Annotated in this window: 24 protein-coding genes; 11 read left to right on the top strand and 13 right to left on the bottom strand. The window is 58.7% G+C overall.

The window, feature by feature from the left end; translation table 11 throughout:
• Positions 1-151 precede the first annotated feature (151 nt).
• From OPU96_RS05800 to OPU96_RS05835, 8 genes are all read right to left on the bottom strand, one after another.
• Complete coding sequence (locus OPU96_RS05800; protein WP_498558829.1) at positions 152-2,269, bottom strand: TonB-dependent receptor family protein; 2,118 nt, start codon at positions 2,267-2,269, stop codon at positions 152-154.
• Between the two features lie 151 nt (positions 2,270-2,420).
• Positions 2,421-2,690: a hypothetical protein gene (locus OPU96_RS05805; RefSeq protein WP_192296449.1), complete on the bottom strand. Its 270-nt coding sequence runs from the start codon at positions 2,688-2,690 to the stop codon at positions 2,421-2,423.
• Between the two features lie 115 nt (positions 2,691-2,805).
• Positions 2,806-3,702, bottom strand: a complete 897-nt coding sequence (gene yddG / locus OPU96_RS05810; RefSeq protein ID WP_192296450.1) for an aromatic amino acid DMT transporter YddG — start codon at positions 3,700-3,702, stop codon at positions 2,806-2,808.
• Positions 3,703-3,846: 144 nt separating this feature from the next.
• Entirely contained in the window at positions 3,847-4,527 is a 681-nt protein-coding gene (locus tag OPU96_RS05815; RefSeq protein WP_192296451.1) for a hypothetical protein, read from the bottom strand.
• 165 nt (positions 4,528-4,692) lie between these two features.
• On the bottom strand, positions 4,693-4,989 hold the full coding sequence (locus OPU96_RS05820) for a putative quinol monooxygenase (RefSeq protein WP_498558830.1): 297 nt from the start codon (positions 4,987-4,989) through the stop codon (positions 4,693-4,695).
• A gap of 259 nt (positions 4,990-5,248) precedes the next feature.
• Complete coding sequence (locus OPU96_RS05825; RefSeq protein ID WP_226456338.1) at positions 5,249-5,632, bottom strand: hypothetical protein; 384 nt, start codon at positions 5,630-5,632, stop codon at positions 5,249-5,251.
• 83 nt (positions 5,633-5,715) lie between these two features.
• A complete protein-coding gene (locus OPU96_RS05830; RefSeq protein ID WP_498558831.1) occupies positions 5,716-6,249 on the bottom strand; it encodes an ATP-binding protein in 534 nt (177 codons plus the stop codon).
• Between the two features lie 164 nt (positions 6,250-6,413).
• Positions 6,414-7,046, bottom strand: coding sequence for a hypothetical protein (locus OPU96_RS05835; RefSeq protein WP_498558832.1), 633 nt, complete (start codon positions 7,044-7,046; stop codon positions 6,414-6,416).
• A gap of 99 nt (positions 7,047-7,145) precedes the next feature.
• On the opposite strand from OPU96_RS05835, the gene OPU96_RS05840 reads away from it, so the two are divergent.
• The 3 genes from OPU96_RS05840 to OPU96_RS05850 all read left to right on the top strand — a co-directional run bounded on the left by OPU96_RS05840 (position 7,146) and on the right by OPU96_RS05850 (position 9,861).
• The gene (locus OPU96_RS05840) at positions 7,146-7,583 is read left to right on the top strand and encodes a GNAT family N-acetyltransferase (protein WP_305391066.1); all 438 of its coding nucleotides are present in this window, start codon (positions 7,146-7,148) and stop codon (positions 7,581-7,583) included.
• A gap of 180 nt (positions 7,584-7,763) precedes the next feature.
• Entirely contained in the window at positions 7,764-8,651 is an 888-nt protein-coding gene (locus tag OPU96_RS05845; RefSeq protein ID WP_226456342.1) for a nitrilase family protein, read from the top strand.
• A gap of 13 nt (positions 8,652-8,664) precedes the next feature.
• A complete protein-coding gene (locus OPU96_RS05850) occupies positions 8,665-9,861 on the top strand; it encodes a hypothetical protein (RefSeq protein WP_498558833.1) in 1,197 nt (398 codons plus the stop codon).
• 80 nt (positions 9,862-9,941) lie between these two features.
• Here OPU96_RS05850 and OPU96_RS05855 read toward each other — a convergent pair whose 3' ends face one another.
• The 3 genes from OPU96_RS05855 to OPU96_RS05865 all read right to left on the bottom strand — a co-directional run bounded on the left by OPU96_RS05855 (position 9,942) and on the right by OPU96_RS05865 (position 11,332).
• A complete protein-coding gene (locus OPU96_RS05855; RefSeq protein ID WP_226456344.1) occupies positions 9,942-10,367 on the bottom strand; it encodes a GNAT family N-acetyltransferase in 426 nt (141 codons plus the stop codon).
• A 27-nt stretch (positions 10,368-10,394) separates the two neighbouring features.
• Positions 10,395-10,670: a hypothetical protein gene (locus OPU96_RS05860; protein ID WP_498558834.1), complete on the bottom strand. Its 276-nt coding sequence runs from the start codon at positions 10,668-10,670 to the stop codon at positions 10,395-10,397.
• Between the two features lie 104 nt (positions 10,671-10,774).
• The gene (locus tag OPU96_RS05865) at positions 10,775-11,332 is read right to left on the bottom strand and encodes a YuaE family lipoprotein (protein ID WP_463983608.1); all 558 of its coding nucleotides are present in this window, start codon (positions 11,330-11,332) and stop codon (positions 10,775-10,777) included.
• Between the two features lie 606 nt (positions 11,333-11,938).
• On the opposite strand from OPU96_RS05865, the gene OPU96_RS05870 reads away from it, so the two are divergent.
• From OPU96_RS05870 to OPU96_RS05900, 7 genes are all read left to right on the top strand, one after another.
• The gene (locus OPU96_RS05870; RefSeq protein ID WP_498558835.1) at positions 11,939-14,368 is read left to right on the top strand and encodes a winged helix-turn-helix domain-containing protein; all 2,430 of its coding nucleotides are present in this window, start codon (positions 11,939-11,941) and stop codon (positions 14,366-14,368) included.
• Between the two features lie 171 nt (positions 14,369-14,539).
• Positions 14,540-16,624 (top strand): hydantoinase/oxoprolinase family protein, encoded by a 2,085-nt coding sequence (locus OPU96_RS05875; RefSeq protein WP_192296460.1) that lies wholly within the window; start codon positions 14,540-14,542, stop codon positions 16,622-16,624.
• A 13-nt stretch (positions 16,625-16,637) separates the two neighbouring features.
• Positions 16,638-18,296, top strand: coding sequence for a hydantoinase B/oxoprolinase family protein (locus OPU96_RS05880; RefSeq protein ID WP_498558836.1), 1,659 nt, complete (start codon positions 16,638-16,640; stop codon positions 18,294-18,296).
• A 64-nt stretch (positions 18,297-18,360) separates the two neighbouring features.
• Positions 18,361-19,251 (top strand): hypothetical protein, encoded by an 891-nt coding sequence (locus tag OPU96_RS05885; RefSeq protein WP_226456348.1) that lies wholly within the window; start codon positions 18,361-18,363, stop codon positions 19,249-19,251.
• 33 nt (positions 19,252-19,284) lie between these two features.
• A complete protein-coding gene (locus OPU96_RS05890) occupies positions 19,285-20,106 on the top strand; it encodes an aspartate/glutamate racemase family protein (protein ID WP_226456349.1) in 822 nt (273 codons plus the stop codon).
• A gap of 21 nt (positions 20,107-20,127) precedes the next feature.
• Positions 20,128-21,471 carry an MFS transporter gene (locus tag OPU96_RS05895; protein WP_192296464.1) on the top strand — a complete coding sequence of 448 codons (1,344 nt, stop codon included), beginning with the start codon at positions 20,128-20,130 and terminating at the stop codon, positions 21,469-21,471.
• A 142-nt stretch (positions 21,472-21,613) separates the two neighbouring features.
• A complete protein-coding gene (locus OPU96_RS05900) occupies positions 21,614-23,557 on the top strand; it encodes an avidin/streptavidin family protein (RefSeq protein WP_498558837.1) in 1,944 nt (647 codons plus the stop codon).
• On the opposite strand, the gene OPU96_RS05905 is transcribed toward OPU96_RS05900, so the two are convergent.
• Positions 23,554-24,957 carry a heavy metal sensor histidine kinase gene (locus tag OPU96_RS05905; RefSeq protein ID WP_498558894.1) on the bottom strand — a complete coding sequence of 468 codons (1,404 nt, stop codon included), beginning with the start codon at positions 24,955-24,957 and terminating at the stop codon, positions 23,554-23,556. The genes OPU96_RS05900 and OPU96_RS05905 overlap by 4 nt on opposite strands.
• Complete coding sequence (locus OPU96_RS05910) at positions 24,954-25,625, bottom strand: heavy metal response regulator transcription factor (protein ID WP_192296466.1); 672 nt, start codon at positions 25,623-25,625, stop codon at positions 24,954-24,956. Before OPU96_RS05910 ends, OPU96_RS05905 begins: the two co-directional genes overlap by 4 nt.
• Positions 25,626-25,772: 147 nt before the next feature.
• Between OPU96_RS05910 and OPU96_RS05915 the strand changes: the two genes are divergently transcribed.
• Positions 25,773-26,276 carry a GlcG/HbpS family heme-binding protein gene (locus tag OPU96_RS05915; protein ID WP_498558838.1) on the top strand — a complete coding sequence of 168 codons (504 nt, stop codon included), beginning with the start codon at positions 25,773-25,775 and terminating at the stop codon, positions 26,274-26,276.
• The last annotated feature ends 4 nt before the right edge of the window (positions 26,277-26,280 follow it).

Consider the following 26,280-nt stretch of genomic DNA (forward strand, 5'->3'; position numbering starts at 1 on the left):
TAGCGGTGTTGGCTGAACCACCGCTTTCGCGGGCAAGCCCGCTCCCACAGGTGATTGGTGTTGATGGATAGTGAGTGCTCGGCTGGAGATCGCCCAGGCACTGCCAATCCCCTGTGGGAGCTGGCTTGCCTGCGATGACGGTCTGTCAGCCTCAGCGCCAGCTCCAGGACACGCCGGTGTAGATGCCGCGACCATCGCCCGGTGTGGAACGCGCCATGTCTGCGCCCTTGTCGTCGTAACCCGGCGTGACGGTATTGGCGTAGCGACGGTTGGTGAGGTTGCGCAGGTCAACCCAGGCTTGCCAGTCGTGCTTGGGGGCGTCGTAACCGAAGGTTGCACCCAAGAGGGTGTAGGACGCAGCCGTGTAGGAATTGGCATAGTCCACTGCCACTTTTGACGAATGCTCGGTGTTGAAGCTGGTGTAGAAACCGGTCGGATGGCTGTAGCGCAACTGCCCCTGGTAGTAGTGCCTGGGGATACCCGGCAAGGTGTTGTCGCCGAAGCGCTCATCGTCGCGGTAGTGGAAGTCGCTGAAGGTATATGCCTGGCGCAGGTCGAGCTTGCCACTGCCGCCGCCGTCCCACAGCGGGCTGAGCAGGCTCAGTTCGATGCCTTGGTGGATGGTCGGGCTGGCGTTGTTTTCGGCGACGATGGCGTTGGTCGTGGCAGTCTGCGCCTGGGTTTCGACGGTGAGCAGTTCGTGGCGCACTTCGGAGCGGTACAGCGCCAGATCCCACTGGCCGAACCAGTGTTCGCCACGCCCACCGACTTCCAGGGTGGTGGCGGTCTGGTTTTTCAGGCTGACACCTTCGCGCTGCAAGCCTGTAGCCGCGCCGCTGTGGTCGGGAAAGTACTTGTTGGAACCCCAGATCATCGACCACGCATGCGGCGGCTCCACCGAGCGGCTCAGGTTGCCGTAGACCTGCAATTGCGGCGTGAAGTCGTAACGCAGGCCGACCCGTGGTGCGTAGTCCCAATCGTGCTGGCTCAGCGGTGCGTGGGTCTCTGGGTAAGTGACTTCGGTTTCGCGGCGGGTATAGATTGCCGCGAGGCCGGTGGTCAGCCACAGGTCCGGCACCAGCTCCATCTCGTTGCCGATGTGCAGCACGGTGTCGGAGCCCAGGTAGCTGTAGTCGCGGGTCTTGGTGCCGGGGGCATAGGTTGCGGTGTTGCCGGCCGGTATACGCACGTATTCCGCGCCACCGTTATTGGGCATCGCCTGGGTAGTACGCAGGCCGATGGTGGTCTTGCTGTCGTGCCCGAACAGCGTGTCCTGGCGGATGTAATTGAGGGTGCTGCTGATGTCGGTGTAGGCGACTTTCAGGCGGATGGTGCCTTCGCGCAGGTCCATCGGGTAATCGTGGTAGGCCAGGCCGAATTCGACGCGGGAGTTGTCGTCCAGCTGCAAGGTGGTCTTGTTGGCGATCCAGGTCGAGCCCGGTTGCAGGCGCTTGGAGTCACGGGCGGCGTTGAGGCTGTTGGCGGCACGGGGGTCGTGGCTGATCTGGTCGCGCGTCAACTTGCCGGGGGTATCGTTGGTGGTTTCGCGGTAACGGATGTAAAAACGCGTTTCCAATTCCGGGCTGAAGCGGTAGCCGAAGTTGGCGGCGAAGCCTTTGCCGGTGGCTGCGCTCTGGCGTTGGTAGCCGTCGGATTCGGAGTCGGTGAGGCTGATGTAGTAGTCGGCATCCCCCAGCACCTGGCCCGAGCTGATCTCGCGCTGGGCGTAACCTTTGCTGCCCACTTCATAGCGCAGTTGCAGTTTGGGCGCATCGTAGCCGGTGCGGGTCACGTAGTTGACCGCGCCCCCCAGGGCCAAGGCGCCCTGGTCGAAACCATTGGCGCCGCGCAGCACTTCGACGCGGCTTTGCCACAACGGGTCTTTCAATTCATAGGGCGTGCCGCCGGGGCCGGTCAGCGGCAGGCCGTCGAACATTTCATACAGGCCCGAGCCATGGGCACCGGGGCTGCGGTTCAAGCCCGAGCCACGGATCGACAGTTTGATCCCTTCGTTGTTCGCTGCCTTGGCGTACACCCCGGCCTGGTACTTGAACACGTCCTCGTTGGTGCTCACCCTGCCCTGCTGCACGCTGTCCATGTCGATGTAGTTGGTGCCGCCCGGCACGCTCTTGAGCTGGGCCTCGGCGATTTCGCCAGCGCTGGCTTCGCTGCTGGTGACTTCGACCGGGGCCAGTTGCAGACCTTCGGCGTGCACCAGTGAGCCAAAGGTCAGGGCAGCGAAAAGGAGCGGAGGTTGACGCAGCAACATGGGGTGGGTCCTTGGAAATCGGGGAGGCGAAAATGGCGGGGCCCAGATGGGAAGACAAGGATCGCGCTCAAGTCACGCCTGATTAACCGGGTATTTACCTGTGGCGTACAAGCGATCAGCAATGGCGGCCTGTCAGAAGGAAAGGATCGATCTAACCGCGGCTGAGATTCAGCGTCTGCAACAGCTCATCGGCCTCTGAACCGGGAGGAAACCGCAAACCATACATTTCATCGGTCGCCAAAATCTCGGCCAGGGTGTCGTGCAACTGCGCCTCTGTCGGCGATTCCCGCAGCAGTTTGTGCGCGGGCAATAACAACTCCGCAGAAACGCCTTGAACGCTCGCGGCATTGATGACGGCAAACAGGATAAATCGCAGGCGAATCTCGCGATCAGTCGGCCAACGCGTTTTTTGCTTACCCAAGGCAGCCACTCATGTTTAAGAAAAGTCCGAGGCTATTGCCGAGCCGAGAGCGTTTCAAGCAGCGTCCGTGCACTTAGGCCCGTTCCTACACTGGAAAGCGAAACAACGTACTGGCTCAGGCCGTTGAACGCGCCCGCGTTGCCTGCCAGCACATCAGCGAGCCCAGCGTTACCAGGACTGCGCCTTGCCAGAACTGTGCAGTGAGATGCGCACCCAGCCACACAGCGGCAAATGCCGAAGACAACACCGGCGCAGAGTACGAGGCAGTGGCGAGCAACGTCAGGTTGCCGCGCAGTATTCCGACGTTCCACAGCGCATAACCGCCGGCCATGGCCACACCGGCCGCACCCAGTTGCAGGCTGCCATTGAAAGTGAATGCCGGCAGCACTTCGCTGCTCAGCGCGTATTTCAACCAGAGCACACTGGCGGCCAGGATGAAAAACAGCATCACCAGATTTTGCCCGCCGGCGTAGCGTCGGGTGACATTGCAGTAAAGCGCAAAAGTGACTGCACAGCCGAGCGCGAGGCTATAGCTCAGGGGGTTGCTGTTCACATTGGCGACGATGGTGGCCAAGGCCAGGCCATCGCCGCTCACCACCCACACGATGCCGAACAACGCCAGCACGGTGCCAGGCAGGATCAGCCAACGGGCCTTTTGCCCATTCATGACGATGGCGAGCAGTACGGTCAGGCATGGCCACAGGTAATTCACCACACCCAGCTCAATCGCCTGGTTGTGATTGCTTGCGTAACCCAATGCCAGCGACAGGCACAATTCGTACGCCACAAACAGCGCACTGCCCACAATCAGGTAGAACCAGGAGGTGGCGCGCACCCGCGGCCGTCCCAGGAACATCACCAGCAGCACCGCTCCCAGTGTGTAGATCAACGCCGCACCGCCCAATGGGCCGAACAGTTCACTGACGCTGCGGATAAGCCCGGCGGCGGTACTCCACAGGAGAATCGCTACCAAACCGCATGCAGTGGCTGCACGCTCGCTGTTGATCTGCATTGAGGCCTCTTGGGCAAAGCGGATGGGGTGCTAGGCGGCTGAAACCGTCTATCACGGGGCAATTGGACATTTTTAGCCACAAGGATGTAAAGCAAGACGAGGATAACGCCATGCTTTTTCCCTGCTATGGCGTACGCATGTGGCTCACTGTACCGGCAGAAAATTCATCAGCAACAAGCTCTGCGCATAGTTGACCCCGATCCGCCGGTAGCGCTCATCCAGCAGTTGGGTCAACAGGTCGAGGCGCGCGACGACCTTGCCAAACTCCACGGCAAAACTGAGGTTGCTGCCCTCCTCCGAGATTTCGTTGGAGAACAGCAGCAACACGCCATTGGCATCCTGGCGCTGGCTGAGCAGCCAGGTGGCCTTCTCGATGTTGCGTGCGGCGTTGCTGACGAATTGCGGGTTGATTGAATCGGTGAGGTAAAACTCGGTGCGCCCGCCGTGGGCGGTAACGATCATGCTGCCGATGGCATAGATAAACGCACCGACACGATCGCCGCGAAACTCCGGGCTCAAGGAGTAGCTCAACGCCGCCAGGTCGCGCCGCTCGCCAAGGGCTGGCAACGGGCGACGGTTTTCGATCGCCAGGCGGATTTCCCGGGCCGCGCTCACCGCATCCGGGTATCCCGATTGCCGCCATTGGCTGGGGTTGCGCAGGTAGAGTTTGTTCATCAGCAAATACAGACTTTGCAGATTGGCGCGCATGCCCAGCGTCGCCATGCGATCAACGCTGGTCTGAAAGAACTCATCCGGCTTGCCGTTGCTCAATTGCTTGGCCACATCTCGCGCCTGCTGCTGGCTGCAACCGACAGTACAGAGCATGAACGCGGCAGCCAGTAGCAGAGGCTGACGCGTCCAGCGACGCTTGCATGAAGTAAACAGACGAACTATCGGCACCAGGTCTCGCTCTTGTGACCACAGGGAGTATTTATGTGGTGGGGTCAGAGATAGAGCGAGGAAATGCAAAAAAGTGCGATAGGCGCTTGCTTAAACAGCGGCCTCAAGCAAAAAGACCGTGGAAGGCCCGGCGCGGAACGTAGGATTGTGCCGGCTCGCCGCGATCATATGGGGCGTGGCGTGGTGGGCTTCGAGCGCAGCTTTGGACGCCCACTTCTCGATCAGCACGAAACTGTCCGGGTTGCCGGAGACGGGGTGCAGGTCATATTGAATACAGCCTTGCTCGGCCCTGACCAGCGGCGCCAGTTGCGCGAACGCTGCCAACTGGTCCGGCCCGCGGCCGGGTTGGGTCTGGATAATCACGACAAGCCGTACTTCATCTGACATGGATAACACCCTTCACTGTGGGAAAAATGAACCGACACAGTACGCCAGCTGACCAGCGAGGCACAGTCCTACAAAAAAGCTCGTATTGCAGGCTTTCCTTTCACGCCGTTTTCACAGACGGAGGCTTATGGTTAATCCAGCTCCTAATGAACATCCCTTTAGCCCGTGCCCCCATCGCGGGCTTTTCTTTGTCTGGGATTTATCAGGCAATGTGCGGCAGCGCCGCGAGCCGGCTGGCCCATCAGCGGCGGATGGCGGCCTACGGTTCCTTGCTCGATGGAAGCGAGGTGACCAGGCCTACGCAGCGATTCAGCATCTGGACGCCGAAGGCTTCGGAAACTGCCACGTGCTCTTTTTCGGTGTTGGCAACCTGAACATTTTTTGCCTCTCGAATGAAATAGGCTCGCATCTTTTTTTGCTCATCGGAGGGCTCAGAGTAGGCGTCATCAGGGTAAGTCGGCGTGGGTTCCCCCTTCTGCCTGGCGTACATCACCAAAGTGCCGTCGTTCTGCCAGGTCCGACAGAACGCGATTTCGCCCTCGGTCAACTTGATCTTGTCTCCGTCGCTGCTCCACGCCCAGGTGTTGGAAGCGCAAATCAGGCTGGTGCCGGCGAGCAGGAGGCTGGCGGTCAATCGTTTCATCGGGTGTGATCCTTCACGGTAGAGGGTCGATGCCATCGCGGGGCGCAGTCGTTCGGACCGCGTGTTCGACAGTGGGTTCCGGGCTAACGTGGCAGCGCCTGGATGACATCCGCCGCCATCTTTTGCGCATCCCGCGTTCCATCAATGCGCAACACCTGCGCCGTTTGCTCCGACAGCCACCTCTCGTGCCACGCGCGGTTGCGCCCTGAAAAGCCCGGATCGTCATACTGCGAAGCCCACTCCCGAAAGGCCACATGGATCTGGTGCATGTCGCCACCGGGCGCGATCCGATCGCCAAAGTGCTGTTTTTCACGGGCCGCCAGGCGTTCGAGACGAACGGGCGTGGGTGTCACCACGAACACGATCAGGTCGACAGCAGCCATCAGGGCGTCGCCCCAGCCCATGCAGGAACCGGTCAACAGCCAAGCTTCGCCACTGAGTGTTTGCTGAATCAATGACACACGTTCATCGGCGGGTCGCTTGGTCGTAAACGGCGGGTTTGTGGGCATCCAGTAGAAGTCATCGACGTCGACGTGTTGCACATCGAGCCGCGTGGCAAGGTTCTGGCCCAGGGTGGTGACACCTGCGCACGAGGCGCCAGTGATGTAGATCCGCATGTTTTCCTCCGTGAACGAGCGACCAGCCTACTGCAGATCGCCGAGGGGGATTGTTCACGGCTAACTACGCGATCCACTTTCGCACGCCTATCAAGGTTCGTATCGCCTTAGAGGCGTTTGAAAAGCCGAAATGGAAAACCCGTAAATGGATGGATGTGCTTTGCTCATTTGTCCAGATTCAGTAGTTCGTGCATCCGTTCGCCGATGATTCCCCGCAACCACTTCGCATGAAACTCCATGTTTTCCAGAGAAGTGCCCTGCGCAAACCGGAACTCGAATACCTTGTTCTTTTGTCCCTGAAACACCACGCTAAAATGGCCATCGCGGTCAAACGCAGCGACCACATAGGGGCAGATGTAAATAATGTCGCTGAATGGCACGCGCCATTGAGTGGGTTTACGTCCGCGCCGAGTGACCGTGAGGGTCAGCAGTCGCTGGTTTTCGTCGAACGTGAAGGCCTCCACGCTAGGCTCAGAAAATATCCACGCAAAGACCAAGCCCATAAGCACGACAAAACCAAGCAGGAACAGGATGAACGACGACGTTGTGAAACTCGACTCATCCCCGGATGGCACGTCCTGCATCGCGCCGAGCCCGACAAAAAGCAGTATCGCCAGGCAGAAGGCCGGCAACAGCATAAGCACCGCGCAGCAGAAGCCCAAAATGGCCGAACCGGTGTTGCTAATGGTCAAGAAGTCCGGACCGCTATGCCAAACAGGCGGATGGGCGGCGGTGCTTTCAGTGCTTGGTGCGGCAGGAGGTGTTGCGAAGTGATCAGGTGGACGTTGACGGTTCATCCAGCAGGCTCCAAGGGTGCGGCGTAGACATTTTCGCTGCACTAGCACCGATATATGTAAGGATACTTTCCATCACACGGATGAAAAAAGGAAGACGCCATGGAAGCAGTAGTCCGGCTTGCCAAACTTGCCGATGTCGATGCGATTTTCAAGATTCGAACCAGCGTTCAGGAAAATCACTTATCTGAAGATCAGTTAGCGGATATGGGGATAACACCTGAAGCCATAAGTCAGGCAATTTCAGAGACTCCGTGCGCTTGGGTCGCGCAGGTCTGTGGTGTTCCAGTAGGTTTTTCGATGGTCGATATTGAAGATGGCTGCGTATTCGCGGTCTTCGTCCTACCGGAATTCGAAGGGTACGGGTTGGGACGTAATCTGATGCACAAAGCAGAGTCTTTCCTGTTTCAACGCCATCAGAAGATATGGCTAGAAACCGCTGAAGCAAGCCGTGCGAGCGGATTCTATAGAAACCTTGGCTGGCAGCCCGTGAAGAATCTAGGGCAAGGGGACATTCGTTTTGAGAAGCAACGGAAGTAAAGCCTGCAAAAGATCAAGATTTTACTCTTGACGACTACCCGAGCTACCAGACCCAGCCTTTATGGCAAGAGCCTACATCTCTAGCGGAAACAGACTACTGACGAGCACACCGAAAAGACCTCCTACTTAAGCATCCGCCTACCGTAGCGGAGCCATAACAATAAAAAGAGGTCATGATCCATGAACGAAGCTACCAGTCTCGCCCGCGTCGCCGTTGTGCAATTCGATCCGCAAGTCGGCACACAAAATCGCCAGTCCAACCTCGCCAACAGCCTTAGCCTGGCCCTGCAAGCGGTGAACAATGGCGCCAACCTGATTGTGTTGCCGGAGCTGGCCAATACCGGTTACCTGTTCAGCAATCGCCAAGATGCGTTCGAGCATGCCGAGTCCATTCCGGACGGCCCAAGCATCCGAGCCTGGATGGATTTTGCGCGAGACCGGCAGGTATACCTCGTCGCCGGGCTGGCGGAGCGCGAGGGCATGCAACTGTTCGACACGGCGGTGCTCTTGGGCCCGGATGGTTTGATCGGCAAGTACCGCAAGGCCCACCTGTGGAACAAGGAAAAGCTGTGGTTTACGCCGGGCAATCTAGGTTTCCCGGTGTTTGAGACGCCCATCGGCCGCGTCGGCTTGCTGATTTGCTGGGACATCTGGTTCCCTGAAGTCCCTCGCATACTGACCCAGCAAGGCGCCGACATCATTTGCAGCTTGAACAACTGGGTGTGGACTCCGCCGCCGCTGTTCGATGAAGCGGGCAAATGCATGGCCTCCTACCTGACCATGACCGCCGCCCACGTCAACAACGTATTCATCGCCGCTGCCAACCGGATCGGTGAGGAACATGGGGGGCGGTACCTTGGTTGTTCGCTGATCGCTGGCACCAACGGTTGGCCAATCGGCAAAGTCGCCTCGCCGAATGAGCAGGCCATTTTGTATGCCGACATCGATCTGTCCAGCGCCCGCAGCGCACCGATCTGGAATGATCTGAACGACCTGCAGCGTGATCGCCGCATCGACCTGTATGACGGCATGCTCGGCTATCGCCACCACCCGTGCCTGCCACGTTGATGGGGGCAGGATCATGGACTTTATCTCGACGAAACCGTCATCAGACTCGGCTGCTCGCCATCTAACGATCCTGATTGCTTTTACACTCGTCACCATCGGAACGATCACCGCACTGTCGGTGATGTATTCATCGTCCGCGCCGGGCTACTGGCCCGCCTATAACGACATGGTAGCCGGCCTGCCTTCACCGACTGCCTGGTTGCGCTGGGTGGTCGGTGATGTCAGCGAGGTGGCGTTTTACAAACATGAGTTTGCATCTATAGGCTTGCTGCTTGGCGGTGCATTCGGTTACTGGACCAGCCGTTACGCCCAGCGCTGGCAGGGTTTCAGCATCAGCTATGGCACGGGTCTTTGGCCTTGGCTGGTGACTAGCTCATTGCTTGGGCTCTTGCTGAGCAATGCACTGTGGGGCTGGACGGTTAGTTCCGAATCCTGGCAGCCCACGTTTGCGGCATTTGTGTCGTTACCGGCGGCCATGGTGTTGCTGTTTGGAGGTGGCTGGAAGGTCACACTGAATGGTGCCCTACTCGGTGCGACTCTAGTGACGCCAAGTTGTCTGTTGTTCGTGAATTACTTATGCCTCCCGTTGGGATTGCCGGTGGTGATCGGGAATGTCCTGGGTATGGCACTGGGCAGCGTGGCGGCGTTTTTGCTGTGTCGGGCATTGCCAGGGTTGGTTAGCCGTAAACCTGAGAGCAGGGTCAATGTCCCCCCTACCACGACCGTTGCTCCACCGGACTACGGAGTTCGCTGGACATTGCGCCGAGTGTTGGCCGACTTTTCGGAAGCGCCGTTTTTTGGCAATGAATGGGCGAGCCTGGGGTTGCTCGCCGGGGTTTTGCTGGCCTATGCGTTGAATCCCTTAAGCCCTGCCTACGGGTCGGGATGGTTGCCCCATTTGGTCACGGGTCAGGCGCTGGCCTCACTGCTGGGCGTCCTGTTGTGGCGTCAGCAATGGCGAAAGCGTGGGTGGTATCCGACCTATGTGCCGTTGGTGTCCGTAGTACCTGCGGCGGTGTTGACCCATGGAGGGAGCGCGAGCGTGATTGTGCTCAGTGCTTTGCTGGGGGCGCTGATCGCACCGCCATTGGCCTGCGCGATTGCCGGGAGGCTGCCAAAGCACATGCATCCGTATATTGGCAATGTGTTGTCGATGGCGATCAGTACCGTGTTGATCGTGCCGGTAGTTGGTGCTCTGACTGCTAACTGACTCTGGGGAAATGACGGGTGTCTTTGTCAATGCACTCGTCATCCGGAAGGTCTCAGCCTGCCTGGAAAAACCGGGCCGATTCAATCAAATCGCTTCTGCATAAAAAACCGGCTGTATCCAGCGACGGGATAATCCTTAAGTTCTCCAAATAGGCTGAAGCCCAAGCGGCGGTAAAAGTCCGGAGCCTGGAAAGAGAATGTGTCCAGCCAGATACCTTGGCAGCCTTTCTCACGCGCCTGAGCTTCCGCCCTGGCCATCAATTTTGCGCCCAGACCCTGCCCTCGCGCCGCTTCGGGCACCACCAGCAATTCAACGAATAACCACTGTCCAGAAATTCTCGCGTATAGCCCACCTTGAGTGGCGCCCACGTCATCCTTGATTAAAAGCGCAAACTTTTCAGTTTCGATAAGGCCCGCTTGGGCTTGGTTGTATTCTTTCAATGGCGCCAGAATCGCCTGGTAGTCGACCTCTTGCGGCGCGTCATTCAGCTCTATCCGTAAGCCCACGGTGTTCTCCATTCAAGTAGTTTGTGGTTAAACGACTGCCCAACCATTGCTCCGGTTGCGTTTCGACGACACACGCGAAAAAACAATTACGAAAACCAGAGAAAGGAGACAGGGGAGATACGCATCCAGCATCCGCTGGTGTGCAGTTCCCACGACATTCGCCCGAAAACGCGCAAGCGGATTCCAGATATGGGCGATGCCAGCGGCATTGGGAGAAGCCGCCTGACCTCTCTGGACCAAGAAGCCGATCAGGCGCTTATATTTACCCGCCAATTCGGCAGCAGCGAAGGCACTCTGCGTCATTGGCGCTTAACCGTGCGATTCCCGTGAGGCGAACATTTCATCAGAGATGGAAACCTTTCTAGTGCTTCCGTGACTGGTAAAAGACGCCTCCGAACATCAAATCGTTATTTGGCTTGGCGAAGCACAAGCTCTGACAGACGGGTCTTAACCCGGAAGCAGAATTCACGGATTTGAAATTGATAAGCCGGCATAACCATGTAGTTCAAATCAGGACCCAGCGAGTCTTTGATTTCCATGTATTTTGCAGTCTTGGCCGCAATGCCTTGGTATTCCGCTTCGTATTTGGCGTAAGACGCTTTGTTGTAAACCTTCAAAACATCCAACTCTTTACGGCATTGCTCAGCGCGATTTTGGTTCAAGTTTGTTTCAGAGTCTGACTGATCGGCCTCAGCAGAAGCGTGGGCTTGCGCGTCAGCACTGGCGGCGGGTGCAGCCTCATATCGCACAGTATAGGGTGTCGAAGGTGCGGCTTCAGGTGGTGCTTGTTGAACTACGGCAGGAGGCGGCGTCACTTCTTTAGGTTTTTCTGGAGTTTTCGTAGCGCATCCCGAGAGGGCAAGTCCTACCACTACAACGATGCCACACATTTTATCCATCGGTTCCACCAAAAAGTAATTACGGCTGGCTGAGTCGTTAGGTTCTGGGTAAAAGTAAAAACTCACTCAATGATCGAGTGTAAATTTTCTACCAGCCTCAAGGCGCTCAGCCCCTCTTCCTTGAGTACACAGATGAAGGATAGTAGTAAAAAAACAAAGACATGACGAGAAAAAGCTCGCCAGAAAAGCCACAGAGTTAGTGGGACATTTTCGGTGGGACCAAGCTGCGCATATACCCTGATTGCATCGCGCCTGGTTCCCACATTTGCGAGCATCACCATCGTCAGTGATCGGGGATGGTGGGCGTCCACGACCACGAGTCTGCAAAGTGTCTGGAGAATTCGGGGCGATTTACTTAGAAACTGCGGGTAACACAGTCAATCAACAACTCGCGTAGTTTGCTGTTAAAACGGCCCCAACAGCTCTTCATCGGTGCGCCTCACCATGAAACAACAGTCCCCCGCTCATTCATCCAATGCTTGGTATTGGATCGGTAAACTCACCCCTCCACAGCCAATGCTCACCTCAGTTGTGCGTGAGGCCTTGCTGGCTTCCATGCAAACGAACGCCCTTGTCCCATTGACACTGCTGACGGCCCCCGCTGGTTACGGTAAAACCACGCTGCTGATGCAATCGCACGCAGCCATACGGCAGCAGACACCCAAGGCAATAGTGGCCTGGTTGTCACTGGACGAGTCTGACGCAGACCCCAATCGCTTCCTCGCGTACCTGATCCTTTCGCTGGACCATGCCGGTGTTGCGCTGGCGCACTTGCCGCGCCTGGCAGCCTTGCAAGCCTTGGATGTACAACCACAACGCACGATCCAGGCGCTACTGCGCGCGCTTGCCGAGGAAGATCGGGCGATCACGCTTTTTTTGGATGACTATCACCTCGCCGCCAGCCCGGAAGTGAGTTCGATACTAGGTGTATTAACAGAGCAAGCTGCGTCGGGCTTGCGTTGGGTGGTCGCCAGCAGGACCCGTCCGGACTGGCCGCTGTCACGCTGGAAAGCCAAAGGCTGGGTACACGAGATCAGCGCCCGGGAGTTGATCCTGTCCTTGCACGAGGTGCGTGGCATTCTAGGCAATGGATTGGATGAGAACGACCTATGTCGCGTACACATCGCGACCGAGGGATGGGCCGTGGCAGTGCAATTGGCACGCCTCTGGCGTACCAGCATTGACGGCTCGGTGTATGGCTTGACAGCGTTCTCCGGGGGAGTGACGGACGTTGCGAACTACCTCACCGCGCATGTATTCAACAGCCTGTCCGCGGACTGCCAATCACTGCTGCTGCAGACCTCTTTGCTGCAACGGTTCAATGCCGATTTGGCAGATGCGGTGCGCGGCCGCCATGACAGCGCAGACCTCTTCAGGCAACTATCGCACCTCGACACGCTACTGATTCCCCTGGACCCCGAACGCCAGTGGTTTCGCTATCACGCATTGCTACGTGACTTCCTGCGCTTGCGTATCGACAGTCATCAAGCCCAGGCAATTCACCGCGCCGCCGCACATTGGTTGGCGCAGCAACAGGACTGGAGCCAAGCCATTCATCACGCGCTCAAGGCGGGGGACATCCCACTGGCGGTGAACCTGGTGGTCCGCGCAGGCGGCTGGGAACTGGTGCTGCACCATGGCATTCGTTACGCCCAGGGTTTGTTGAGTCAGTTCGACGCCGTTACCTGCAATACCCAGCCGGACCTCCTGCTGCTCCAAGCCTACCTGCACGCCAAGCTGGGCGATCACAAATTGTCCACACAGCTGTTGCACCTGGCCCGTGGCACGGTGGTCGGGGATGCACGACTGGCCCGAGACTTTCATGTTATCCAAACCTTGGCGAATGCTTACCAGGACTGCTTTGAGTGCCTTGATGCTGATGTTACGACGTTCCATAGCAGCCCCTATCCCCTTGACCAGACCCTCGCGCAAGCCACGCTGGAGTGCGTGCACGCACTGGCGGACCTGACGCGCGGCGAGTTGGTTTCGAGCCTGCGCACCATCAGGGACGCTCACGTCAAAATGCGCGTGATCGCCAGCCCGCGTGGCGAAAACTACTGCCGGATCCATGAAGCCCAGGCCCTGGCGTTATCAGGGTCTATCAACGAAGCCACTACATTGGTGGACGAGGCCCTGGCATTTGCCGACGGCCATTTTGGTCAGGAGAGTTCGCTGCGGGCCCTGGTCGGCTGCTTCAAGGCACGCCAGCTCTATTGGCAAGGTACTTGGTCCGAAATCCAGCCGTGGCTGGACGACGGCTGGGCTGCATTGGAACACGCCGATGGCTGGCTCGATGTGGTTGCGATGACGGCGGAGGTAGCGTGGCGTTCGCGGTTACGCAGCCATGGGTTGCATGCCGCACTGCAGGAGTTGGACCATGCCGACCACCTGGCGCACGCGCGCCAGTGGCCACGGCTATTGCGTCTGGTACAGGCCTGGCGCATCGATGCCCAGGTACAGAGTGGGCAACTGCATGCCGCTCGCCAAGCGCTCCTGCAGGCCAATCTGGAACAGATTGCAGGTCAGCGCGAAGACTGGCGTAGTCAGGAAGCTGCCAGCCTGGCATTGGGCCGCTTGCGGTTGCTCAGCGGTCACTCGGGCGCCGCATGGACCGACCTTCAACGAACCGCTGAAGAGATGGAGAACAAAGGTCTGCGTCTACCCGCCTGGCGCTTGAGGTTGATGGCCCTGGCCGCGGCGAAAAACGGCCGGCAGCTCCAAGCAGAAGAACTCGACATGGCCCTTGCCCCGATCATGCAGTACGCCCTGCCCGGCCTGTTGCTGGAAGTCGGCCCCAGCCTGCTGCCGGCACTGGAGGCCTACCCCAAACCCACAACACTACTGACCACAGCCATCACGCGACTGCGCGGCTGGCGCTCGCACCCAACGCCGGCGCACATGGCCCTGAGTGGCAAGGAAGCGCAGATACTGGAGCTGCTTGTCAGCGGTCAATCCAACAAGGCCATCGCCCTCGCCCTGGACATCTCCGAGAACACGGTAAAGTTCCACCTCAAACACCTGTTCGCCAAGCTGGGCGTGGACAACCGCACCGCGGCAATCAGCGCTGCAATACGCCAAGGGCACCTCGACACCACTTTCTAAGCCACCAACCCACCCAGGCGGGTAGGTCTTGCCACCTACCGGCCTGCGACCTACCCGCCCCATCTGTGGCCCCCCGCCCAGCGCCCTGCCTAGCATCGTGACCATCAGCAATGAGGGGCGCCATGCCGTCCTTCTCCTGCTTGCGCCAAGACACGACCCAGGAGACGAACCGTGCAGAAAAGCCGAAAAACCGTACGCGTAGCCACCGATGTGGGCGGCACCTTTACTGACCTTGTGTACTTCGAAAGTGATCCCGTCACCGGCCAGCAGACTCTGCGTACGGCGAAGGTGGACACCACGCCACCGAACTTTGCCCAAGGCATTCTCAATGTCATCAAAAAGGCACGGGTAACGCTTTCGGAAGTCGACTTCCTCGCCCACGGCACCACTGTTGTCATCAACGCGCTTACCGAACGGCGTGGGGTCAAGACCGCGCTGATCACCACCCGAGGCTTTCGCGACATCCTGGAAATTGCCCGGGCCAACCGCCCAGACTATTTCAACCTGAAATGGGTCAAACCTGCGCCGTTTGTGCCGCGCTACCTACGCCGGGAAATCACCGAGCGCCTGCACACCGACGGCCGTGAGCGCGAGCCTGTAATACTCGATGAGCTGCCCGCCATCATCGACGCCTTGCGCGCCGATGGCGTGCAAGCCATTGCTATTTGCCTGCTGCATGCCTACGCCAACCCCAGCCACGAGCAGGCGGTATTGGCCGAAGTGAAGCGGCTGTGGCCTGAAGTATCGGTGGTCGCTTCACATCAGATCACCCGTGAATGGCGCGAGTACGAGCGCTCCAGCACCACCGTGCTGTCGGCCTACGTGCAACCGATAGCGGCGCGCTACCTCGATGAACTGGAGGCGGGTCTGCGCAGCGCAGGCTACGAGGCGCCGCTGTATATCATGCAGTCCAATTGCGGCGTTGACAGTGTGGCCCACGCCAGGGACATCCCGATCACCATGGTCGAGTCCGGGCCGGCCAGTGGTTTCTGGGCGGCCGCCGAGTTGGGACGCTTGATTGGCGAACCCAACTTGCTGGGGCTCGACATCGGCGGCACCACGGCCAAATGCGCACTAATCCGCGATGGCCAGGTCGCGATCAAGACGGACTACTGGATCGAACGAGACCGCCTCAATGCCGGTTACCCCATCATGGTGCCCGTGGTGGACCTGGTGGAAATCGGCAACGGCGGCGGCTCCATTGCCTGGGTCGACGGGTTTGACAAGCTGCATGTCGGCCCGCAATCAGCGGGCGCTCTGCCCGGCCCGGCGGCGTACGGTAACGGTGGCACCGACATCACCACCACGGATGCCAACCTGGCACTCGGCCGGATCAACCCGGCGTACTTCTGCGGCGGCGAAGTGGTAGCCGACCTACAAGCAGTAGCGGACGGCTTCAGCCTGCTCAGCGAACGCTTGGATCTGCCTGCCGATGAAATTGCCCGTGGTGTGGTGCGCCTGGCCAATAACAACATGGTCAACGCCCTGAAGCTGGTGTCGCTTAGCCGTGGTCACGATCCCCGGGACCTGACCCTGATGGCCTTTGGCGGCGGTGGCGCGCTGCATGCGGTCGCCTTGGCTCAAGAGCTGGGCGTCAAAAAAGTCATCGTCCCGCGCGGCGCCTCGGTGTTTTCAGCCTGGGGCATGACCCTGTCGGACTTACGCCGCGACCTGTTTATCAATCGTTTTGTCGACACCACCCAGCCACAGGCACAGGCGCACACCCAGGCGTTCCTGAACGAACTGATGGCCTCGGCCCGCGAGCAGTTCATCGCCGAGGCTGTGCCCCCGGAGCGGGTCGAATTGAAGGTCAATTGCAAGCTGCGCTACCAGAACCAGGAACACTCGGTCGAAGTGCCGCTGGACGCCGATGAACACCTCGAACGTGACTGGGCACACATCGAGCATCGTTTTCATACCCTGTACGAACAGCATTACACCTACTGCCTGGACGCTCCCGTGGAGATCGTCGGCTTCCACCTGGTCGCCATCGCGCAAATTGACAAGCTGATTCCCGAATCGCTTGCAGTGACAGGGCGAACGCTTGAGGCCGCACGCAAGGGCCACCGCGTCGTCGACTACGCAACCGATGGCATCCACGACGCGGCCATCTACGACTACGCCCTGCTGGAACCCCAAATGTGTTTCCACGGCCCCGCCATCATTGAAGACGCCGGCACCACCGTCGTCGTTCATCCACAAAACCGGGTGCATGTGGATCGCTTCGGCAATCTGCACATCACGATCAACGGCTGACGGGAGTCTCGCCATGCATACGCTCGACATCTTCACCCGAGACATTATCCAAAATTCGCTTCAAGCCATTGCTGACGAAATGTTCGTAGCGATGCGCAAAGCTGCCATGAGCCCCGTCATTTATGAAGTGCTGGACATGGGCACCGGCATCACCGACGCCAATGGCGAGATTGCCAGCTCCGGCGCAGGTATCCCGGCCTTCGTAGGCGTGCTGGACAAGGCCGTCAAACAGATCTTGCTGCAACATGCCCGCCCAGGGGAAATCGAAGACGGCGATGTGTTCATCTGCAATGACCCCCACGGTGGCGCAGTCACTCACCTGAACGATGTGGTGCTGGCCATGCCCGTGTTTGCCGAGGGCAGGCGCGTGGCCTGGACCGCGAATATCGCCCACTGGAACGATGTCGGCGGCATGGTCCCCGGGTCGATGTCCACTGAGGCTACCGACATCTTTCAGGAAGGGCTGCGCCTGTGCTCGGTCAAGCTGATCAGCCGTGGCCAACCGATCCGCTCAGTGCTGCAGATACTGCGGGCCAACACGCGCATGCCGGATTTCATGGAAGGCGATCTATGGGCTGGCGTAGCGGCGGTGCGCGGCGGGGCCTTGCACCTGCGTGAGTTGACCGCCAAATACGGTACTGACCTGTTTTTGCTGGCGATGCAGGACTTCATGGACCTGGGCGAAAAGGTATCGCGCAAAGCCCTGGCCGAACTGCCCAATGTCAACCTTTCTCTGGTGGAGCCGCAAGACGACGGCAGCCTGTATTCGGTGTCGGTGCAGATCCATGACCGTGCAATGACCGTGGACCTGCGCGACAACCCCGACCAGTGCACCGGGCCCACTAACCTCAGCCGGGATGGCGCGGTGGTTGCCGCCCAAATGGCGTTCAAATCCCTGACTGCCCCGCAAGGCATTACCAATGGAGGCACGTTCCGGCCGTTGAATGTACTGACACGCCCCGGTTCGCTATTCGATGCGCAACTGCCCGCCGCAGAGGGGTTTTACTTTGAAAACCTGATTCGCGTACACGATCTGATCTTGCGCTGCCTGGCCCAGCATTTTCCCGACCGCTTGCCGGCGGGCAATTTCTCTTCGGTATGCGCCACTGTTATCGGCGGCCGGCATCCGGATACCGGTCGGCTGTTTACCCTGGTGGAGCCGGAAATCGGTGGTTGGGGCGCCGAGCCCGGACGTGACGGCAACAACGCCGTTTATTGCGGCCTGCATGGCGAGACCTTCAACTGTCCAGTGGAAGTCTGTGAGGCCCGTTACGGCCTGTATGTCGAGCGCATGGCGCTGAATGACGAACCCGGTGGGCACGGCCAGTTCCGCGGCGGACGAGGCATCTGCATCGACTATCGCGTACGGGCCGATGACAGCTTTCTGACCTGTGGTTACACCCGCTCGGTCGTTCCACCCTGGGGCCTGCAACAGGGCCAGGATGGCACCCCCAATTACGTCGAAGTGCTGCGCGGCGACAACCCGCCGGAACGCTACGCCATGGCCAGCAGCATCCCTCTCAATGCCGGCGACCTGGTGCGGGTACGCACGGGGGCCGGCGGTGGCTACGGCGCACCCGCAGCCCGTGACGCGGCGGCCGTGCGCGACGACTTGAAGAATGGCTACCTCGACGCGCAAACCGCCCGCGCCGTGTACGGCGTCATGCCCTGATCCCAATACACCGCCGTGCGGCGGCTTTCCATGCGTTGACCTACAACAATAAGAGAGAACCGTCATGTTGCAACTTCCACTCTCGCGCTTCGGCGCTGCGTGCTCGCTGGCGTTGGTGTTGGGCAGCAGCCCTTCAACCCAAGCCGAACAATTCATCGGCTTCGGTCAACCAGGGCTGCCGGGACGCTGGGCTTTGGAAACCTTCCCGGTCTTCAACCGCAACACCGACGGCAATGTACGTGCCGGTGGCAATACGGTGCTTGCGTACTTTTCCGAGACCGGTTTTACCGACACCACCCGCGACCAATTGCAGTTCTGGGTCGGCGCCGTTCCGGGATACGCCAGCACCAACGACGCGAAAAACGTCAGCCCCTGGGGCATCGCCTCACCCAATCTCGGCTTTGCCTACTACTACAACGTGGTCGAGCCCGCCAGCGCCTATGGTTCAGAGGACTACACCACGTTCTGGACCAACCCGACGCTGACGGTCGAGTTCCCCAACGGTAACAACGAAGTTGCCGGTTACGGTGCCTTTGCCAACCGCTATGCGCTGAGTTTCAGCCTCGCCAATTACCTGCGTGTCGGAAAATTCGCCGCGACCTTCACCCCAGTTGGCATCCATTACGCCGCACGTAACCGCAACACCACAGATCTCGGCAGCGGCGATCCCAAGCGCTTGCAAGGCGGTGTCAGCCTATGGCTGGCCAACGTCGCCGCCGGCTACCTCGTCACCGATGACCTGTGGCTGGGCGCGCATCACGTCTACCACATCAACAATCGAACAGCCTCGGACTATGCCGAGTCGCGGGTTGGAAAAATCGGACCGTCGATGACCTACACAGGCTTTTCCCAACAGGGACTCTACCTGTCTGCAAATCTGAATTTCGACTACTACCACAGCGCCAACCTGCCCCATTCCAATGAGCTGACCATGGCGCTGGTGAAGTTTTTCTAGCGCCAATTGGCCCCCTATCCGAGGAAATAACCGATGCAAACCCCAACCCCCACTCCCCCACCACACGATGTGCCGGTGACAGTGCGCTGGCTTAACCCGATTGGTTGCTCGATGTTCGACGCACCGATCGCCGAGTTGCTGCACGGCATCAAGCACCCCTCGACACACCTGGAAGTGGTGTCGTTCGATATGCAGCCCAGCCCGACACACCTGGAGTACCGGGCCTACGAGGCAATGACCTACGAGCGCACGGTACGCATTGCCCGCGATTGCGCCCAGCAAAACATCGATGCCCTGGTGATCGGCTGCTTCTACGATCCGGCCCTGGAGGATGCCCGGGAAATCTCCGGCAACTGCCTGGTGGTTGCTCCCTGCCAGGCCAGCCTGCAGATCGCCGACCAACTGGCTAACCGTTATTCGATCATCGTAGGGCGAGATAAATGGATGGAGCAAATGCGCGAGCGCGTTCGCGGCTACGGCTCGGCGGATCGACTCGCCTCTATGCGCGCGCTGGGCATGGGCGTCGATGAGTTCCAGAAAGACCCGGCCCTCACCCGACGCCGAATCATTGAACAAGCGTTTTTGGCGGTCGAGGAAGATGGCGCGGAAGCGATCATTTTGGGCTGCACCATCGAATTCGGTTTCTTCGAACAGGTGCAGCGTGAGGTCGGCGTACCTGTGATCGACCCGGTGGTCGCCGCGTTCAAGATGGCCGAAGCCATGGCGGGGATGAAGCAGCGCTTCGGCTGGAGCCCCAGCCGTGTCGGCAGTTGCGAGCCTCCACCGGAAGCCGAAATCAAAGCCTTTGGCCTGTTTCAGGGCCCGGTGCCCATCGGTAACCGTGTGCAAGCCTAGCCCTTACTTGGAGCAATCCCTATGAGCGACGTCACGCCAATGCCCGCACAAGCCAACTACACCTCCACTCGGCAAGTGGGCGATGTATTCAGAGACGTACCCCTGACCCGCGAGCACCTCAAGTGCTGCTTGGCGCTGTTTTTTGTGTTCGCCATTGAGGCGTGGGAGATGATGATCATCGTCTACACCGCGCCGCTGATCGCCCAGGATTTTTCCCTGGATGCACTTGCCGTCGGCCACCTGATCGGCGCCATGTTCATCGGCATGCTGTTGGGCTCGTTAGTCTGGGGCAAGCTCGCCGAACGTATCGGCCGCAAGGGCGCGGTGGTCTGGAGCCTGGCCATTTACGGCGTGATCTCGTTGGCGAGTGCGTTTGCCCCCGACTACGCCTCGCTCTACGCGTTACGGCTGTTCTCGGGCGTGGCCGCAGTTGGCATGATGGTGGTGACGTTTGCTCACTATCAGGAGCTATTGCCCGTGCGCCATCGCGGCGCGCTAACCGTGTACCTGGCCTCGGGATGGCCAATCGGCATGCTACTGGCACTGGGGGCGACCGTATGGCTGATGCCCTATGGTTGGCGCACAATCATTGCGGTGAGTTCACTGGGTGGGTTGTGGGCTTTGGTGGTGGCGCTCTGGGTGCCGGAGTCGCCGTACTGGCTGGCCAACGCCAAGCGCCAAGCGCAGGCCCGAGCGGTCATCACGCGATTAAGCCGAGGTACCGTGCAAGTGCCTGAGGATTGCCTGCTGCAAGTGGACCAAACGACGTCAGGGCGCCAGCGGGAGCTGTTTTCACCGGCGCTGTTGAGGATCAGTGCGTTGCAGATCCTGGTGAATTTTACGTTCTCCTGGGGTTACTGGGGCTTGCAGACCTGGCTGCCGACGCTGTTGCAACAACGCGGGCTGAGCCTGCCGCAAAGCTACGGTTTTATTGCACTGTCGGCACTGTGCATGATCCCCGGCTACATGGCGGCGTCGTGGCTCACCCATCGTTATGGCCGCAAACACGTCATTATCGGTTTCATCAGTGCCTCGGTGCTCGCTGGCTACGGCTTTGCCAACGCTCAAAGCCTGGAAATGCTGTACCTGAGCAACTTCGCCCTGGCGTTCTTCAGCCTGGGGGCATGGGGGGTGTGGGGCACCTGGATCGCCGAGCTGTACCCGACCCCATTGCGTACCATCGGTTACGGGTGGGCGATTTTTGCGCAACGCGTGGCCAATATCCTGGCACCGTCTTTGATCGGCGCACTGGTGGCTTACGGCGCCTCCTTCAATATGACCACCACCTTTATCAATGCCTTCATGCTGGTAACCGTGTTGCTCGCACTGTTCATTCCTGAAACCGAGGGCAAGGCGTTGGATTAGCACAATGCCCATCGTGCTTTCAGGCATATGTGATCCATCGTGACTGACAGCCCACGCCCTGCCCCCTGCGTTTGAATAACCCCAGACCTCGAGCGGGTCATCCAACCGGATGCCCCATCAAATTGCAGACACGGAATTCACTATGGACAGTCAACAATGGAGTGACGGATTCACCTTCACCATGCAACGCGGTCCCTTTCAGAACAACGGCGCCACACCTTGGTACACCCGTGTACAGGTAGGCACACCAGGGCAATCCCTGAAGGTGTCGATGGACACCGGAACCAATATCACCTGGATAACCTCCAGCCTGTGTTCGCCCGACCGATGCCAGCACTTCAGCGCAGGCCGGTTTGACCATCAGGCGTCCAGCACCTTCACCTTTACGGATTGCCTGCAACGGCCCTACAGCTTCGGGCCCTGGGGCACGATGCAGGTAGAATCCGGTTCGGATGTATTGACTCTGAATAACACCGCATTGCCCATTCAACTTCTACTGGCGGCAGACTACACCGGAACGCAGTTTCGCCAATTGGACTGGGACGGCGGCATGGGCTTGCCCAGCAGCAGCGCCTATGTCGACGGGAAAAGCTCGTTTGTGTTTCAGGCGTTGATGAATGCTGGAAAAATCGATCCCCATCAACCCTTCGTTGCCTTCGACTGGGACCCTGCTTCGCGTCGGGGCGTGTGCCAGATGGGGGCAGTGGATGCGGCTAAAACCCATGGTCCGCACCTGTTTCTTCCGTGGTCGCTCTACAGCAAAGTGCGTGGTGTGGAATACACCTGGTCGACTCCGCTGACGTCCTACACCGTAGGCGGCGACGTTTTGGCCAGGAACGTAACCTTCGCGCTGGACTCTGGCTCATCCCGATTCAAAGGGGATGACCGGCTGATGCGCCAGACCCTTGAGCGTATTGCCCAGGGCGGCAGTCCAACGGTCGTCCTGGGCTTCGCCGATGGCGAAATCACCCTGGGTGCCGACCTGTACAACGTTTTGATCGAGGACGGTCCAGACAAGGGTAAAACCCTTCCTCAATTCGAGCCGCTGGGACTGACCGACCTGGTGTTGGTGGGTTCGCTGGTGATGGAGTATTGCTACACCGTCTATGAGTATCGTGTGGTGCAATGTCGAGCAGGCACTTACTCACTCGCGCCGGTTGGGATATGGCTGTTTAACCGCCCGCAGGGGCCCCAGATTATCAGCCGCTCATCTTCACGGCGCTTTGAGGCAAAGCCGCGCACGCTTGTCAGTGGAAAGCTGGTGCTCCGCCCGCCCCTAGCGACTGCCCATACAGCGCCGCCGCTTTGCGCCGCTGGCACCTGGAAAAATGACTACGGCTCGACAATGACGTTGACGGTCACCGGCAATGTCATTACCGGTTCGTATCAGTCATCCACGGGCTCAACGGGCCGATACGCAGTGACGGGTTATCAAGCGAGTACAAGTCCTTCACGGGAAAAAGGGCTACCTGTGGCATTGGCTATAGACTGGCACTCGCTGGATGAGCAGCAGGCCGACCCGAGCTGGCATTGGGTGTCGGGGTTGTGCGGACAGCTCCATCGGATCGCAGGCGAGGATCGGCTCAATCTATCGCACGTGCTCATCGCCACCGAAGATTTTCCCGATCTGGCTAAACAAGGAGCGTATCTGGACAAACTGAGCTATCGACGGGTTGCAGATGAGGCCATAGAACTACGTCCTATCACCCCCACCTTGGCTTCGGAGCACGACAACCGGTTAAATGGCACTTGGATGGCAGTGCAAGGATATAACCTGAAACTGCACGTTAGAGCGTCAAGCCAGCATGCTTTAGGTTGTGTCAGCGGCACGTTGACGACGCCTACCGGGCGGGTCGAGGTATCCGGTTTTACTGACATCAACGCGAACTCGGGCGGGCTGTCACGGCAATCGGTAAGCCTCGCCGCACCGCAAAAGAGCGGTGAAGCGGTACTGGCCCTGGCCGGTTCGCTGGATCTTCAAGTGGATGAATTGACCTTGCTGGCGCTGCTCACGTCATCCAAAACAGCGTCACAACGTTATGTGCAAACACAGGTCCAGTCGATCATGTTCAGGAGGACTCACTAAATAATCCGCTTGGATTCAACCTGGCTTGCTACCGGGCCCATTGGAGGAAACTCCAAACGAAAGCTCGTTCCGGATGAATTGCTGTCTACGCTGACCCGACCACCATGCAACTGCATAATTGAGCGAACGATGGCTAAACCTAGCCCACCAGAATCGTCCGGCTGACTACGTGACGGATCGCACCGATAGAAGCGCTCAAACAGTCGAGGGAGATGCTGCGCTGAAATCGGCTGGCCTTGGTTATGCACGATAATTTCAATCCTGTCCCCTAAAGCCATACTGCTAATGGTTACCGGCGTAGCAGGAGAGCCATAACGCAGTGCGTTGGCCAGCAAGTTGGCCAGTGCTCTGCGGATCAAAGCAGGATCAGCACGCAATTGATCATGGGCCTGATTGATCAGCGCGACATCACGTTCTTGCGCAACACCTTCAAAATACTCACACAGTTGCTCCACCAGGTCGTGCAGGTTGATAAGCTCATCACTGACACATGCATGCGATTGCTCGGTGCGCGCGAGAAACAGCATGCTATCGACCATTCGCGCTAGACGCTCATACTCTTCCTGATTCGAAACCAGCAAGTTTTGATAGTCTTCGATTGAACGACAATGCCTCAGGGCCTGCTGGGTGTGCCCCATCAGATTGGTGAGCGGAGTGCGCATCTCATGGGCGAGATCCTCCGAGAATCGTGATAGCTGGGCGAACCCCTCTTCGAGGCGTGCAAGCATCTGGTTAAGCGCTTGGCTGAGTGCTTGTAGTTCACTCAGTTCGTTGAACTCATCCAGCCGCAGATGCAGATGGTGTACATCAATTGCGGCAGCGCGCTTCGCCAGTAAGCGCACAGGTCGTAAGCCTCGCTGACTTACCCACCCGCCGAGCACAAAAGCCAGCAGCGCACCGACCGACATCGCGAGCCAGAGCTTGAGTCGGTAAGCCCCCAGCATCTGCTCGCGCTCGCTCAACAACTTGCCAGCAATCAGGGTCAAGCCGCGATCACCTTGCATGACATGCTGCCAGGCAAAGCGCACTGCCACCGAAGAGTTACCGTCACTCAACTGAGCCTGGGCTACAGCCGGTAACGCGGGCAAGCTCATGCCGACGGGGTTGATTTCGATCAGCACCTGACCTGTGTCATCGATGATCCACAGCAAGTTGTCGCGATTGCCCAGCATATTTTCGTATAGCTTGGGCCGCTTTCTGAGTTGCTCGACGCTGATACTGTCGTTGATCAACGCATGCATCCGCTCCAGGCGCCCGAGCAGGGCCTGGTCATCGCGCCAAGCGATTTCTCGCTGTAACGACTGATAAAGATAAAAACCAATGGACCCCAGCAGCAGCGCACTGACTAACGCGAACATGAGCGCCAGGCGCAAGCTCAGGTTACGCGCAAACAGTTTCAGGATTGCACCTCAAGCATGTAACCGATGCCACGCACTGTATGTATCAACTTTAGTGGGTAAGGATCGTCAACCTTGGCGCGCAGTCGTCGGATGGCGACATCGACCACATTGGTATCACTGTCAAAGTTCATCTGCCAGATTTGCGAAGCAATCGAGGAACGCGATAGCACCTCTCCTTCCCTACTGACTAACAGGTGCAACAGGGCAAACTCCTTGTTGGTCAGGGTCAGGCGTTCACCCTGGCGCGTGACCTTACGGCTCAACAGATCCACGCTCAGGTCTGCAACCAGGAACTGTTCGACCTCACGGGGCGGCCCCCTGCGCAGGAGCGTACGTACACGCGCCAATAACTCGGCATAGGAAAAGGGTTTGACCAGGTAATCATCGGCCCCTGATTCAAGCCCCTTGACCCGATCCTCCACAGAGTCCCTAGCAGTTAGAAAAAGCACCGGGGTTTGCCACTTGCGTCGAATAATCTGAAGCAATTGCCAACCGTCCAGGCCCGGCAGCATGACATCCAGGATGATCAAGTCGAACTCACTTTCCTGTGCCAGATACTGGCCCTCCAGGCCATCTAAGGCGACCTCCACCACGTAGCCCGATTCAGTCAGGGCTTTGTGGAGGTAATCCGCTGTTTTCGCTTCATCTTCAACGACCAGGATACGCATCTTTTCCTCCAGAATTGGAGCATAGGCTAGCGCGCTTGGTCGTTTTGGCACATTACATCTTGGTAATCATGAGGCAATCATTCTGACGGTGTGCACGGGGCATCATGCCTGGCGATGACTCAGCCAGACAAAACAAAGGAAAAAAGCATGCGTATACGCCTGTCAGCTTTATTGCTCAGCTCACTTGCAATGAGCTCTGCGCTCGCCGTTGCAGCCCCGGGTCAAGTTGTGCAGCGCAACGACGTTTCATTGGCAATGGCCAATGATTTGCTAAATACCGCGCTGGCAGCGTGTCACGCCGAAGGCCGCACAGGTGTTGCTGCAATTGTCGACAGTGGCGCAAATCTAGTCGCCTTGCAGCGTGACGATAACGTGGGCCCACACAATACATTAGCCGCCCAACGCAAAGCCTATACCGCCCTATCGACCAAGACGCCCACACGACTGTTGGCAGAGCGTGCTCGCAGTACCCCCGATGCGGAAAACCTCAACACCCTGAATGAGCTATTGCTGCTAGGCGGCGGCGTGCCGTTGCTGTTTGAAGGGCAAGTCATTGGCGCGATCGGAGTGGCCGGTGCCGGCGGAGCAGCAAACGATGAAGGTTGCGCATTGGCCGCTATCAACAAAATTTTACCTACCGTCAAAAACTAAGGAC

The organism is Pseudomonas sp. RP-B7, assembly GCF_059803535.1.